The 14,079-nt window shown below is 58.0% G+C and carries 12 protein-coding genes and 1 pseudogene; 4 read left to right on the plus strand and 9 right to left on the minus strand.

What is annotated here, in order from left to right; translation table 11 throughout:
• Positions 1-112: pseudogene (locus tag ROI90_RS19645) on the plus strand (IS5/IS1182 family transposase); the annotation flags it as partial.
• Between the two features lie 413 nt (positions 113-525).
• A complete protein-coding gene (locus ROI90_RS19650) occupies positions 526-1,176 on the plus strand; it encodes a zinc ribbon domain-containing protein (RefSeq protein ID WP_315999990.1) in 651 nt (216 codons plus the stop codon).
• 144 nt (positions 1,177-1,320) lie between these two features.
• Here the strand turns inward: ROI90_RS19650 and ROI90_RS19655 are convergent, their stop codons facing one another.
• A complete protein-coding gene (locus ROI90_RS19655) occupies positions 1,321-2,052 on the minus strand; it encodes a DUF481 domain-containing protein (protein WP_315999991.1) in 732 nt (243 codons plus the stop codon).
• A gap of 166 nt (positions 2,053-2,218) precedes the next feature.
• Here ROI90_RS19655 and ROI90_RS19660 point away from each other — a divergent pair, with 166 nt between their 5' ends.
• Together ROI90_RS19660 and ROI90_RS19665 are read left to right on the plus strand one after the other, a co-directional pair.
• Complete coding sequence (locus ROI90_RS19660) at positions 2,219-3,580, plus strand: chloride channel protein (protein WP_315999992.1); 1,362 nt, start codon at positions 2,219-2,221, stop codon at positions 3,578-3,580.
• Positions 3,581-3,719: 139 nt separating this feature from the next.
• Positions 3,720-4,172: a hypothetical protein gene (locus tag ROI90_RS19665; protein ID WP_315999993.1), complete on the plus strand. Its 453-nt coding sequence runs from the start codon at positions 3,720-3,722 to the stop codon at positions 4,170-4,172.
• A gap of 77 nt (positions 4,173-4,249) precedes the next feature.
• Here ROI90_RS19665 and ROI90_RS19670 read toward each other — a convergent pair whose 3' ends face one another.
• The 8 genes from ROI90_RS19670 to ROI90_RS19705 form a co-directional block, all read right to left on the minus strand.
• Entirely contained in the window at positions 4,250-5,206 is a 957-nt protein-coding gene (locus ROI90_RS19670; protein WP_315999994.1) for a transketolase family protein, read from the minus strand.
• A gap of 101 nt (positions 5,207-5,307) precedes the next feature.
• Positions 5,308-5,607, minus strand: a complete 300-nt coding sequence (locus ROI90_RS19675; protein ID WP_315999995.1) for a GIY-YIG nuclease family protein — start codon at positions 5,605-5,607, stop codon at positions 5,308-5,310.
• A 51-nt stretch (positions 5,608-5,658) separates the two neighbouring features.
• The gene (locus tag ROI90_RS19680; protein ID WP_315999996.1) at positions 5,659-6,405 is read right to left on the minus strand and encodes a phytanoyl-CoA dioxygenase family protein; all 747 of its coding nucleotides are present in this window, start codon (positions 6,403-6,405) and stop codon (positions 5,659-5,661) included.
• Positions 6,406-6,943: 538 nt separating this feature from the next.
• Complete coding sequence (locus tag ROI90_RS19685) at positions 6,944-8,338, minus strand: vWA domain-containing protein (protein WP_315999997.1); 1,395 nt, start codon at positions 8,336-8,338, stop codon at positions 6,944-6,946.
• A 153-nt stretch (positions 8,339-8,491) separates the two neighbouring features.
• Positions 8,492-9,394: a transketolase gene (locus ROI90_RS19690; protein WP_315999998.1), complete on the minus strand. Its 903-nt coding sequence runs from the start codon at positions 9,392-9,394 to the stop codon at positions 8,492-8,494.
• 196 nt (positions 9,395-9,590) lie between these two features.
• On the minus strand, positions 9,591-10,040 hold the full coding sequence (gene bcp / locus ROI90_RS19695) for a thioredoxin-dependent thiol peroxidase (protein WP_125422461.1): 450 nt from the start codon (positions 10,038-10,040) through the stop codon (positions 9,591-9,593).
• 173 nt (positions 10,041-10,213) lie between these two features.
• Entirely contained in the window at positions 10,214-10,792 is a 579-nt protein-coding gene (locus tag ROI90_RS19700) for a lipocalin family protein (protein WP_315999999.1), read from the minus strand.
• A gap of 1,212 nt (positions 10,793-12,004) precedes the next feature.
• Complete coding sequence (locus ROI90_RS19705) at positions 12,005-14,014, minus strand: M23 family metallopeptidase (RefSeq protein ID WP_316000000.1); 2,010 nt, start codon at positions 14,012-14,014, stop codon at positions 12,005-12,007.
• Positions 14,015-14,079 lie beyond the last annotated feature (65 nt).

The raw sequence follows: 14,079 nt of genomic DNA on the forward strand, positions 1-14,079 counted from the left end.
TAGCCGCCTCAAGCAGTTTCGCCGCGTGGCCACGCGCTATGACAAGTTGGATGCCCATTTTCTGGCCTTTGTTCATCTTGCCGCAACCGTACTCTGGCTGCGTGACTGTTAACACTTCCTAGTGCTACTACTCATAATCGTTCTGCTGACATTGGAAGCGGAAGTGGAAAAGCAGATTATCGGGTTTCAGCGAGGAACCGGGGCTACACTACTGGCAAGTCTGATAAATGCATCCTTGTTGGGTATTTTTGGCAACAGCCTGTACCTCTGGCACGCCGAGCGGAAGATGAGAAAACTAATCGCGCTTGACCTTCCGCGGGAAGTACTACTTGAGCGTCTGCGCCGGGCTGGCGGCACCAGTTGGCGGGCCATATTGGTAGTGTTATGCTTAGTGGCGCTTATGCTATGGGCCTATGCGTGGCTAAGTCAGCGCCCGGAACTGGCCGGCAGTAAATAATGGATAGAGCCTATATAGCGTAAAACCCTACTTTTACTCGCGTTCCACTACCTCCACGACCACCAGCTATGAACAGCATGATTCAGTTCGTCGCCAACCATGACGACCTCAGCACCGACAAAGGCTTCCAGTTCAAATTCTACTGCGACAAATGCCGCAACGGCCACATGTCGCGCTTTCTGCCCAACAAAATCGGTATTGCCGGGGAGCTGATGCGGGCGGCCGGCAGCCTGTTCGGCGGGCACTTTTACGATGCCGGTACGGCCGCCTACCACGTGCAGCGCGCCATTGGCGGCAAGGCCCACGATGACGCCCTGGAGACGGCCGTGCAGGAAGGCAAAACCTACTTCAAGCAGTGTACCCGCTGCGGCCACTGGGTGTGCCCCGATGTGTGCTGGAACCACACGGCCGGCCTCTGCGAAGACTGCGCCCCCGACGAGCACGAGGAGCTGGCCGCCCAGCAGCGCCAGGCCGCCCGCGAGCAAATCCAGACCAAAACCCGCGCCCAGGACTACACCCAGAACCTCGACTTTCTGGGCACCGCCACCATCACGCAATGCGGCAGCTGCCAGGCCAAACTAAACGCCGGCGAAAAATTCTGCCCCGAATGCGGTAAGCCCAGTGCCGCCGCCCAGCCCCGGGGCAAGTTCTGCGGCGACTGTGGCGCGGCCGTGAAGCCCGAGCAACGCTTCTGCGCCGAGTGCGGTGGCAAACAGTAGGCGAGCCTTATGTAAGAACGTCATGCAGAGGCCGGAGGCCGAAGCATCTCGCGTGCTGACGTTGAGTGACTAATTCCAACATCAGCACGCGAGATGCTTCGGCCTCCGGCCTCTGCATGACGTATGGTGTTCCTGCGGTCCTGGCTACTTCGTGCTGTAAGTTACCCCGATGGTGACGTTGGTATTGTCGCGGGGCTTGCCTTCGGGGATGCGGTTTTCGAAGGTGTAGGCGTAGGTGCCGGTAATGGCGAAGCGCGGGATGAAGCGCAGGGCCAGGGTGGAGAGCTGGCTGACGCGGTAATCCGAAAAATCCCGGAGGTTGGGCTGGTAGAAGGTGGTGGCGCTGAGCGTGAACACGCGGTAGGAGTAGGCCACTTTCAGGCGGGTAGAGTTGCGCGACACGGTGCGGGAGCTGCCGTCTTGGAAATACGTAGCCTCCCGGATAAGCAAATTGCTCACGGCCACCTCCCGCCCCAGCGAATCCTGGTAAAACGCCCAGCCCGGCCCCGCGCCCAGCTGGTAGCGGCTGTCAATACCGCGCAGGTTGCTCCGCTCGTAGCCCCCGATACCATAAAAGCGGAAGTGGCCCTTCCAGTAATAAGGTGTGGCGTTGAGCAGCCACTCCCGCTCCCGCAGCCGCCGCTCCTGCTTGCCAAACGTGAAGCTGCCCGTCACGGGTGCCCCGAAGTGCAGCCCCCGCAGCAGCGTAACGGAGTGAGAGGTAGCAAACAGCGTCCGGTTGACGCCCCCCGACGTGTACTGCCCCGACAGCTGCCCACCGTAGCGGATGATGGTGGTGTCGGCCTTCTGCGCCCGGGCCGGGCGGGCCGCACCACCAAGCAGCAACAGCAACAAAAAGAGGAAGAATACGCGCATAACTACCCGAACAGCGAAAGGGCCGTTTCGGGGCAAAGGTAGCCCGGCCATTGAAAACAGGCGGGCGCCCCTGCTCATCCTATCCTCACGGGGAGGGCCTACCTTTGACGCGCGGGTCCTTACTGGGCCCGCCGTTCACCCGAGTGTTTACCCCGTTCCCGCCTGCATGCTGCTACCCGATTCGCTCCGCCTCCAACTCAAAGCCTGGTACGATGCCATTGCCAGCCACCACATCAAGCGCGACCTGCTGAACGCGTTGCCGTTTTGGGTAGGCGCGGTGGTCACGGGGCTGGTGGCGGTGCTCTACGCCAAGCTGTTTGGCTGGGCCGAAGCGGGGACCCGCGCCATTTACCACTACTCGCCGTGGGCATTTCTGGCCGTTACGCCGCTGTGCTTTCTGGTGGGCTGGTGGTTGGTGCAGCGGTATGCGCCCTACTCGCGGGGTAGCGGTATTCCGCAGGTCAGCGCCGCTATTGATCTGACCAACCCCCGCCACCGCTACAAGGTAAGTCGGCTGCTGAGTTTGCGCATCATTCTCGTCAAAATCCTGTCGAGCCTGGTGATGGTGGTGGGCGGGGCCGTTATCGGGCGGGAGGGGCCGACCATCCAGATTGCGGCTTCCATCTTCAAGAAAATCAACGACTGGCTGCCCGCGTGGTATCCCAAGGTGTCGCGGCGCAACATGGTGGTGACGGGAGCAGCGGCCGGGTTGGCTTCGGCCTTCAACACGCCGCTGGGCGGTATCGTGTTTGCCATTGAGGAGCTCACCAAAACCCACTTTAACTACTTCAAATCGGCCCTGCTTACGGGCGTTATCATTGCCGGTCTCACGGCGCTCAATCTACTGGGGCCTTACCTGTACCTGGGCTATCCGCCGCTCGACCACCTGCCCATCTGGATAATCTTCGTGGTGATGCTGGTGGCGGTGCTCACCGGGTTTGCTTCCAGCGGGTCGGCCGAGGTGATTCTATGGGTAATGCGCCAGAAGGCCCGGCTCACCGGCCCCGTACAACGAGCTTTGTACCCGGTAGCCTGCGGCCTGCTGATTGCTGGCATGGGCGTGGCTTTTGGGGAACAGGTATTTGGCTCGGGCAAGGAAATCATGGTGCGCACCCTGTTTACGCCCGATAAGCATGTGGCTTGGTATTTGCCGCTGCTGCGCATCATCGGGCCCATTATTTCCTTCACGTCGGGGGCGGCCGGGGGCGTGTTTGCCCCGGCGCTCAGTGCCGGCGCCAGCATCGGAGCGTTGCTGGCCGAGTGGATGTATCTGCCCGACACGGCCACCAACCTGCTGGTGCTCTGTGGTATGACGGGCTTCTTGACGGGCATCACCCGGAGCCCGTTCACCTCGTCCATCCTGGTGATTGAAATGACCAACAGCCACAACATCATCTTCTACCTGATGCTCACGGCACTGCTGGCCAACCTGGTCTCCAACCTCGTCACCCGCCATTCCTTCTACGACCAGCTCAAAGTGCAGTACATCCAGGAAATCCACCGCACGGAGGAGCAGGCGGGGGCTTGAACGATGAATTTTTTTAGCATACCTTGTACATCAAGACCTGTCTTATATAAAGCGCAAAAGATGAGACTGTTTGCAAAATAATAAAGCGTTGATGAAGAAAATAAAAAGTATACTGTTTTTTGTGTGTCTGATATTTTTGATGAGTACTGTCAAAGTATATTCTCAAGATCGAATTGATGTACAGGATTTGATAGATCAACAAATCACATCTCAAATTTTTCAAAAATTTGTTAATGAAATTAATGAGCAGCCAGAAATAGCTAGATTTGATGATGTTTATTATTATATATTTAAATATAAGGGATTAGATTTTCTATTTGATAATTCTGATGCAGTCAAATGTGTATTTTTATACTCCGAATCTGTTGACAATCATAGGCAATTTCAATCTAAACTTCCCCTAGGTCTCACATTTAGTGATACAAGAAAGGATGTGGAGAAAAAGTTAGGACCTCCTGATAGGAATGATGGTAACGGAGTAATTAATTTTTACAGTGTGTGGAATAGGTATGGAATAACTATAACTTACAAAGATGTAAGTCAAGATAATATGATGAATAGAGTAAATCATATCGCTTTGAATAAAAGATGATGAATTTTATTTAAATATAAAATATAAAAAAGCCGCAAATGTTATTTGCGGCTTTTTTATACATAACCAAATTCAAATTATTTCCGACGAGCCATTACTTTCTCCACGGCGGCCACAATGGCGTGCTCGTTGAGGCCGTATTTCTCCATCAGCTGATCGGGGGTGCCGGACTCGCCGAAGGAGTCGTTGACGGCAACCATTTCCAGAGGCAGGGGCTCCTCGCGGGCCAGCAGCTGGGCAATGGAGTCGCCGAGGCCGCCGTGCATCTGGTGCTCCTCGGCCGTTACTACGCAGCGCGTTTTGCGGGCCGATTCCAGAATCAGCTGGGCATCCAGGGGCTTGATGGTGTGGATATTGATGATTTCGGCGTTGATGCCTTTCTCCGCCAGCAGCTTGCCAGCCAGGATGGCCTTCCATACCAAGTGGCCGGTGGCGAAGATACTCACGTCGGCACCCTCGTTCAGCACGATACCCTTGCCTACTTCAAACGGCTGGTCGGCGGGGGTGAAGTTGGGCACCACGGGCCGGCCGAAGCGCAGGTACACGGGCCCCTCGTAATCGGCAATGGCAATGGTGGCGGCTTTGGTCTGGTTGTAGTCGCAGGGGTTGATAACCGTCATGTGGGGCAGCATCTTCATCATGCCGATGTCCTCCAGAATCTGGTGGGTAGCCCCATCTTCGCCCAGGGTGAGGCCGGCGTGGGAGGCGCAGATCTTCACGTTTTTGCCCGAGTAGGCAATGCTCTGGCGTATCTGGTCGTACACGCGGCCGGTGCTGAAGTTGGCGAAGGTGCCCGTGAAGGGAATCTTGCCGCCAATGGTGAGGCCGGCGGCCAGGCCCATCATGTTGGCCTCGGCAATGCCCACCTGAAAAAACCGCTCGGGGTTGTCCTTGATGAAGGCGTCCATCTTGAGCGAGCCGATGAGGTCGGCGCAGAGGGCTACTACGTTGGGGTTGGTGCGGCCCAACTCCTGCAAGCCAGCGCCAAAGCCGCTGCGGGTATCCTTCGATTCGGTGTAGGGAAAGTCTTTCATGAAGTATGGTAGGGAAATGGGTTGCGTTGGGTAAAATATCTCTGTCATCCTGAGCAGAGCGAAGGACCTTCCTCCATTCTACTCACAGGCTGAGGCAAAGCTCAAAGTTCCGCATAGTTGAGTGTTAACCATTGCGAATTACGGGTGGCAATCAGCGTGTTCTTCTTAGCCCGCGTCCAGCCTTTGATTTCCTTCTCGCGGGCAATGGCATCGTCCACGTGCTCGAAGAATTCATAGTAGACGAGGTTGTAACAAAAGTAGCGCCCGGCGAATGTGTTGGGGTTACCCCGGTTTTCAAAGTGTTCCTCAATTCTGCGCCGCACGTCATTGGTCACGCCCGTGTACACCGTTGATTTGGCCGGGTTAGTAACGATATACACGTAGTAGCAGTGGGTTGCCATGGATAGTTAGCGCATTGACTTAGGGCTTTGAGTGTATAAACGGAAGGTCCTTCATTCCGCTACGCTGCATTCAGGATGACAAATTACCTCCCGTCGCTCCCGCCAATGCAAGCCCGCCGGCAGCTCCGCCGCGCTGAACTCCAGGTGAATCACGCGACGGGGCTGGTTGCTGGTGCTGCGGTTGGAGGCGTGCAGGGTAAGCGGCTGCATGAGCATCAAGCCACCGGCCGGTACGGCGTAGGTAACGGCATGGGGAGTAAAAACCGGGTGCTGGTCATTGGGAATAACCCCGTGGCGGTGGGAGCCGGGCACCACGCGCAGGGCCCCATTCGTGGCGTCACAGTCGTCGAGGTGCAGTCGTAGAGTGATGATGCTTTCCAGGATTTCGCGGGGCGGCAGCACCGTGGTTTCTCCCGCTTTGGTGGTCCAGGGGCCGTAGCCGGGCAGGTCGAGGCGCGTATCCACGGCCACCATCACATCCTGGTGCCAGGCCACCAGCCAGTTGGAGCCAGCCGGTTTGTCGAAGTAAATAGCCTTCACCAAGTGCGGCGTCTGCCCCGGAAACAGCTCCGCCAGTACCGCCCGCAGCTGGGGCGTGAGCAACTGGGGCCACAGTTGCGGCACTTCGCCCAGCAGATTCCGAATGGCAAACACATCCTGACTGCGCCGGAAATTAGCCGAGCCAGCCTCTACCGATTCAATAGTGCGCAACAGCCCATCCGTTTCCTCCGGGGAAAAAATATTGGGCAGGATGGCGTAGCCGCCGGTGCGGAGTTGGGCGGCTGCAGTTTTGGTCACAGACGACGTTGACAGGTGCGGCATCACTAAAATTTGACTCTGTCTCGTTTACAGTAACCCCGGCCGCCCTGATTGATGCAGCCATCATACAACTTGCGCCCAATAATGGGCGAGTAAGTTGTGTCACCATTCGCCACAATCATGCGAACTTGCGGAGAGATAGTGTTTACTATTTCCACCGTCTTATCCGCTTTGCGGCACTTTGGGCAGACATAGTGGCCAAATGCATTCTTCTGAAGCGTAAGTGGGAAGTGTAGTTGGACAATCGTATCCGTTGCGGCTACTGAACCAATGTATAGTGTGTCGCGGCCAAGGCCTGATTCCAAAAATAAATCTGCAGGGGCTGCTGAGATGGGAAAGACGTAGCCTGGTCGGGTGCGGGTATTGCCTTTATACCGTTGTCCAGTAGTAGTTACCGCCCACACGTCACCAGTTGAACCCCAAGGGGAAGGGGCAAAAGTTACCCTTACCGTAATATCAGGATAGGTCTTGGGGACTGAGCCAGTCAGCAACAGCAGGAGAGGCAGGTGTTTTCTTTTCATCGGCCAAAAATGCTCACCGACGAGGTTTGACCCGGCCGGATGGTGAAGGTGCGCACGTCGGTGAACTGGCTGCCGGTGGCTGTTTTGGTGCGGAACACGAGGCGGTAGGCCCCGGGCTGCATCGGCAGGTTTACTTTGCTGCTGGTTTCGGGTAGGTTGTGCACCCACGTCTGCTGCTCGTCCTGGCCGAGATGGTAGATGCTGCCGTAGCCCTTCAAATCCGACACGATGTTGAGGATGCCAGGAGCCTCGTAGGTAATAATGGTTTCCTGGCCCTGCTTCACCGTGATGCGCCGCAACTGCCGGGGCAACGTCAGCAGCTCCACCTCATAGTTGCCGGCCAGCAGCTTCTGCCGCGCCCCGAAGGGCAGGGCCACCACCGTAGCCGGGTTGCCCTGGGCCCGCACCACCGCCTGCACCGTGCCGTAGGGGTTGGGCGAGGAAGCGGGGTTCTGCAGCCAAAGGGTACCTTGAGGCGTTTTGTACGTGAGTACGTTGGCCCGGCCCGGCCGGATGGGCAGGTTGGTCTGCCGCACCGGAGGCACTGTGTTAATCACCAGGTCGTAGCTCTGCAGCGCGTCGATGTCGAGCACGTCGGGTTTGCCTTGGGCGTCGCGGAAGTGCACATAGTTGTATTCCGGCAGGTCCGTCACGTTGTTCACGAACGTCAGGTTCACATTCGATTCCACGGGGCGGCCCTGCTCGTCGGTGAGGTTTACGCTGACGGTGGTTTTGGCTAGCGTCTGGGCCACTACATCGTTGAGGATGGTGCGAAAGGTCTTCACATCAGCCGCGTTGTAGTACTGGCCCAGGCATTCCAGCTGCTTACCAAACTCCCGCTCGGCCCCGATGCCAATCACAAACGGTTTCAGAAACACCCGCTTCCGTTGCAGGGCTACGGCCGTAGCGCACGGGTCGCCCTTACAGGATTCCAGCCCGTCGGTAATCAGTATGAGCACGTTACGGGCCGTTTTGTCCATCGGAAAATCTCCGGCCGACTGCAGCAGCGAGTAGGTGATGGGCGTATTTCCCTTGGGCTCAATCGTTTTGAGCCGGGCTTTGATGGCCGCCGCGTTTTTGGGCGCGAAGGCCACTTCCAGCCGCGAATCCTCGCAGTTATTCTCCTTGTTTTCGTGCTGGTGCCCGTAGGCCCGCAGCGCCAGCTCCAAGTTGGGGTAGGCGTTGAGCGAGTCCACCATTTTCGACAGCAGCCGCTTGGCCACGTCCCAGCGCTGCTCGCCTTCCCAGGGCGCCCGCATCGAGCCGGATGCATCCAGCACGAACAGAATGCGCGTGGTTTTGGGCTGGGCCGGTGCTGCGTTCTGGGCACGACTTACCCTGGAGGCCAGCAGCCCCGCAAGCAAGCACATAACCAGAATCAGATGACGCATGAGGTGAACCTCACCCCCCGGCCCCCTCTCCTCGGGGAGAGGGGGAGCCAAGCGGGCTTTTATTGAGTTTACTGACGTTGCCGTTTCAGACTGGACGTAAACGGCTTTCAACCGATCAGCGAAATCAATCTGTAATCAGCGAGAATCTGTGATTTAGTAGTCGCCGGCTTTTTCTACGGCCAGCTGCTGGAGGGCAATTTCCAGCTGCTCGTCGTTGGGGGCCACGCCGTGCCACTTGTGCGAGCCCATCATAAAGTCCACGCCGAAGCCCATTTGGGTATCCATCAGCACCATCACGGGGCGGCCGTTGCGGAGCAGGCCCTGCGCTTCCTCAATGGAGGCCAGCAGCTTCTCAATATCGTTGCCGTCGGTTTCCAGCACCTGCCAGTTGAAGGCTTCAAACTTGGCGCACAGGTCGCCGAGGCCGCCGATTTTCTCGGTGGGGCCGTCAATCTGCTGGCCGTTGCGGTCCACGAAGGCAATGAGGTTGTTGACTTTATGGTGGGGGGCATACAGGGCTGCTTCCCACACCTGGCCTTCCTGCAGCTCACCGTCGCCCATCAGCACGTACACCGTGCGGTCATCGTTGTTGAGCTTTTTGGCCTGGGCGGCACCGGTGGCCACGCTCAGGCCCTGGCCCAGGGAGCCCGAGGCCACCCGGATGCCGGGCAGGTGCTCATGGGTGGCGGGGTGGCCCTGGAGGCGGGAGTTCAGCTTGCGGAACGTGGCCAGCTCGCTTACCGGGAAGTAGCCCGAGCGGGCCAGCACCGAGTAGAATACCGGGGAAATATGACCGTTGGAGAGAAAGAACAAATCCTGGCCGATGCCGTCCATATCGAAGGACTCGGGCGTGTGCTTCATCACCTTGAAGTACAGGGCAACCAGCAAATCGGTGCAGCCGAGGGAGCCGCCGGGGTGACCCGAATTCACGGCGTGCACCATGCGCACGATGTCGCGCCGCACCTGAGCGGCAATCTGTTTCAGCTCGGCTACCGATTTGGTAGCTGCGGGCGCGTGGGTTTCGGATGAGGCGGCGAATGACGTGTCCTGCGACATGGGTTCGGGTTGAGAATGGATTAGGTGAGGCAAAGGTAATTACCCCACCCCAACCCCTCCCCATAAGGGAGGGGCTCTGGCTCTAAAAACTAGCGGTTAGAAAAGCTGCTAGAACTAGAGTTCCTCCCTTATGGGGAGGGGTTGGGGGTGGGGTACAAAAAAGCCCCGCCGGAGGGGCGAGGCTTTCAGAAGAAAACTACAACAGCTGAGCCGCGTGGTTTTTGGTATCGACTTTGGTAATGACTTTCTCGATCAGGCCCTGTTCATTGATGAGGAAGGTGTAGCGCATGGTGCCCATGTACTTGCGGCCGTACATCGATTTTTCCTGCCACACCCCGTAGTCCTGCACGATTTTTTTGTCCTCATCTACCAGCAGGGGAAAGGGCAGTTCGTGCTTGGTGGCAAACTTCTGGTGCGACTTCTCCGAGTCGATGCTCACGCCCAGCACCTGCACGCCAGCGGCCTGGAGCTGCGCGTAGTTGTCACGGAGGTTGCAGGCCTGAGCCGTGCAGCCGCTGGTGTCGTCCTTGGGGTAGAAGTAGAGGGCCACTTTGCGGCCCGCGTAGTCCTGGAGGCGGTGGAGGGTGCCGTTCTGGTCTTTGGCTTCGAAGGCCGGGGCCTGCTCGCCTGCTTGAGGTACTGCCATGGCGCGAAGATAGGAGGGTTTTTCGGTGTCGGCAGGGGTAAAACTCGATTTATCTGTCATCCTGAGCGGAGCGAAGGATCTTGTCACGCACGAACTATTGGCGTAGGGGGGCTGCATACGGAATAGGGTCCTTCGCTCCGCTCAGGATGACAGACAGTTCACTTCTGCACTACTTATGGCTTGCCGGCCACGGGTTGGGGCGTAAAGATCAAGTCATCCACTGGAAAACCCAGTTCCCGGCCCTTGGCTACCAGCTTATCACGCAGGTTGCGCTCCATATGGGGCTTGCGGCTCAGCAGCCACAGCTTTTCCCTACCTGGTTCGCCCACCAGCGCGTATTGGTAGTCAGACTGATCCAGGTCAAGAATCCAGTAGTCCCCCTCAAAAGGCCAGAAAAACTGCACCTTGAGTTTCGCGTTGGTAGCGTCCACGGCCCGGGCTACGGCGGTGGCAGCTTCGGCGGGGCCATTGAGGCTTTCCTTGTGGCAGGTGTTGCGGACGCTCACCTTACCATCGGGACGCAGCTTGTATTCGGCCGTTACGTGCTGACAGCCTTTCTCAAAACGGGTGGGCAGGCGGGCTACCTCGTACCACAAGCCGGCGTAGCGGTGTAAGTCAACGTGCGGTATGGTTGGTAGCTCGGGGTGAGTTTTGCGGCGCGTGTAGGCATAAGCCGCCATACCGGTGGCCAGTACGGCGGCAGCGGCACCAAGCAACACAGGCTGGCGGCGTTTGAGCAGATTTTTAGGCATAGTGTTGAGGTTGGAAGTAGCCGCTGTATACGCAAACCATGTCGGTTCAGCCATTCATTTAAACTGTCATTCCGAGTACCGCGAGGAATGTGAGTTACTCCAATAGATGGAAAACCCAGATTACTCGCGGTGCTCGGAATGACAATGTAAGCGCCGTTACAGCTGGGTACGGGTTACCAATTTTTGGAGGGTTTTCTCCCCACAGTCGGGCTATTTGGATGGGGTATTACATACGCTTCTGTTGTGGAAGCGAGGTGGATCAACCAGATTACCCAGTGGCTTACCCTACTGCATGTTACGAACCAAGTGCTACCCGACACGCCGGCTACACTCCCGCAGAATAAAAAGATTATGGCCAGTTAAAGTGGAACTACTCTACTACCAGTGTAATACCTTATCTGGCTGAAACGCATCGAAACTCAGCATAAGCACGTCTTCGCAGGAGTTCACGAAACTTGTGTCTCCACACGTTTTCTAAACCCAATCTGGATGGTAACGCGCAGGTAACGGGGGCAGCCAGTTCACCGCGGTAACGGTTCAGGAAAAGAATGAATAAGCAGGCCTTCCCCTTGTTGAGACCTGCTCCTCGAGCGCGCTCCGCTACGACTGCACGAGCACTTCCGTGTGCAGCAACGTGGCCAATGTGGTAGCAATCCGCAAGGCGTTTTCCTGTTTCGTATTGCAGCGACAATGCCCACCGACGACTTTTCCACCCGCAACAATACCTGCCACACTCGTTCTGTAGCAACTAAGCCAACCCCCACAGGCTCTTGATCTAAGGGTAGTGAGTGCCTCTTTGCCACGTACCGAACTTTGACCTGAACAATGCGTGGCAACGGTTGCCAAGGCCCGAAACGCAAGCCGGCGACCCATGTATACCGCCGGTAGCGCCGGGCCGACAAATCCAGGGTAAATCCTTCGTATTGCGTCAAAACTGACGACAACACCGCAATGCTAAGCAAAGTAGCAACTACCATAGCACCCGAAACCGCCTCGGGAAAAACATACAGAATTCCTAGACAGCAGAGGGGCCAGCATAAGAGCGTTGCCACAATGCCTTTATGCCAATGCTCCGCTAGAAAAGGCCGTTGTAGTAAACCGTCATAGTCGGTGCTATTCATAGTGAATCAATATGCAAAAGGGGGGATTATTCCGCGAATTGGTCATATTAGTCACGAAAATAAGTATTTACACACCCCTCAAAAACCTGCTCTACAGCACCAGATTAATCACCTTCTCATTCCCGGCCTGGTCCGTCAGGCGCAGGGTGGCGGGGCCGCGCAGGGGTGGGCCTAGTGTGTCGTTGCGCTCCGAGTAAATAGTGGCGTTCTTGTGCTCAAAGCGCAGCAGGCGGAACTGTCCGTTTACTTCCAACTTGTAGCTGGCCAGGCCCGAAAGGTCGTCGCCGACCTTGAACACCACGCCGCCGGGGCCGCGGCTGATGAGGCGGGCCGAGGGCGGGATGGTATCGGTGAGGAGCTTGAACTGGCCGAAGGTTTTGATGGGCGCCGTGATGCTGCTCCCGTCGGGGCTCCACTTGCCGCCCACGTAGGCCCGGCCGCCCTTGGCCGTTACGCTGTAAATGGCCGTGCGGCGCGGGTCGAGGGCTGGGGTTGCGGGCTTGAGCGTGAGGGCCAGGGTTTCGTAGAGAGGGGTGCGAGGCAGGTGCACCGTCCAGAGGCCCTGCTTGTAGCTGGTTTGTATGTACAGGGTGTCAAACAGCGTCTTCGGGCCGAAACCCAGCGCTAGGTTGGCCGTGCTGAACCCGTATTCCTTGCCTGAGGGAATGAGGGCTTGGCGGTCAAACCGTTTGGTAATGCGCCCGAACTGCAAGGAGTCGGGGCGGCCGGCGCGCAGGTCGTAGAGGTACACGTTCTGGCTCTGCTCGGTGTAGCTGGGCCGGAGCGTGAGGCGGCGAGTGCCTTTGAACAGTGTGAGGTTGCCGCCCACGGCTGCCGTATCAGGGTCGGCGGCGGTGGCCACCAGCAGGTTGCGACTTATATCGTAGCGCAGGGCCTGAGTTTTAACGGCTGCCGAGCGGGTTTTGTGGTAGGTGTCGGCTACGCCGCGCAGCACAAAGCGTAGGGGTGTGAGGTTGCCGTAGGAGTCGCTCAGGCGCACTTCTACACTGTACACTTGGCCCGGCTCCACGCGCAGCTTGCCCTTGCCGGGCCCGGTGGTGTACATGCTCAGGTCGTTGCCATCATCCACGAACAGCTTCTCCAGCTGCCGGCCCTGGATGGCGCGCCACTCATAATCCAGGTGGCGGTTGATTTGCCGGGAGCCTTCCGGAAATGGAATGTCATCAATTACGTGCTGATAGTGCGGCTTGTCGTTCACCAGCACCTCCACTTTCTGAATTCCATTCTTGTTCCACACCTGGTCGAACCTATCGAAGCCCTGCATCAGCAGACCCACGCTGCCGTTGGCCGCAATGGTATCGGCCCACACGTACCCGCCGCCGTTGGGCAGGGCTGGGGCTTTCGGGATGAAGATAGCCTTGCCGAACTTGCCCTGCACCCGGGCGTCAATGCTCAGGGCCTCCACGCCAAACGCCAGCAGCGTAGGCGCTACGTGATCCTGAATTTCGGGGAAGCCGCCCCACTGCAACGGGTTTAGCTGCGCGTCCTGGGCGGTGCGTACCTCCCAGTGCAGGTGGGGGCCCGCTGAGCCGCCGGTATTGCCCGAAAGTGCGACTACCTCGCCGCGCTTTACCGGAAACTGGTCGGGCTTAAAAAACAGCTCCAGGTCGTAGGTCTGCTTCTCGTACTGGCGGCGGCGCAACTCCTCCGCCACGGGCCCCTTAAAGCTGTTGAGGTGGCCGTATACGGTGGTGAGGCCGTTGGGGTGGGTGATGTAAAGCACGTTGCCGTAGCCGTAGCTGCTCTGCTTCATGCGGGAAATGTAGCCGTCGGCGGAGGCGTGTACGGGCAAATCCACGCGCCCATCGGTTTTGATATCGAGGCCGCCGTGGAAGTGGTTGGGCCGCAGCTCGCCCATGCTGCCGGCCAGGAAGTTCTGCTGGCCGGGCTTAATCGGGAACAGAAAGTAACCCTGGGGCACGGTTGGGCGGGCCGGTGAGGCCGGAGCCGAATTGGGCTGGGGCTGTTGGGCCGAGTCGGGCTCCTGGCCTCCGCAGGCGGCGGGCTGCAGCCCCAGCAGCACTAGCGGCAGCGCCACCCCTAGCAGGTGGCGCTGCCGGGTAAACAAGAAATCAGGCATGCTAAGGAAAGGAATTCAGCAGCGGAGAAAAAGAAAGGAATGCCGCAGCAACGCCCGGGCCAGGT

The sequence above is a fragment of the Hymenobacter endophyticus genome (assembly GCF_032464715.1).
Classification (GTDB): domain Bacteria; phylum Bacteroidota; class Bacteroidia; order Cytophagales; family Hymenobacteraceae; genus Hymenobacter; species Hymenobacter endophyticus.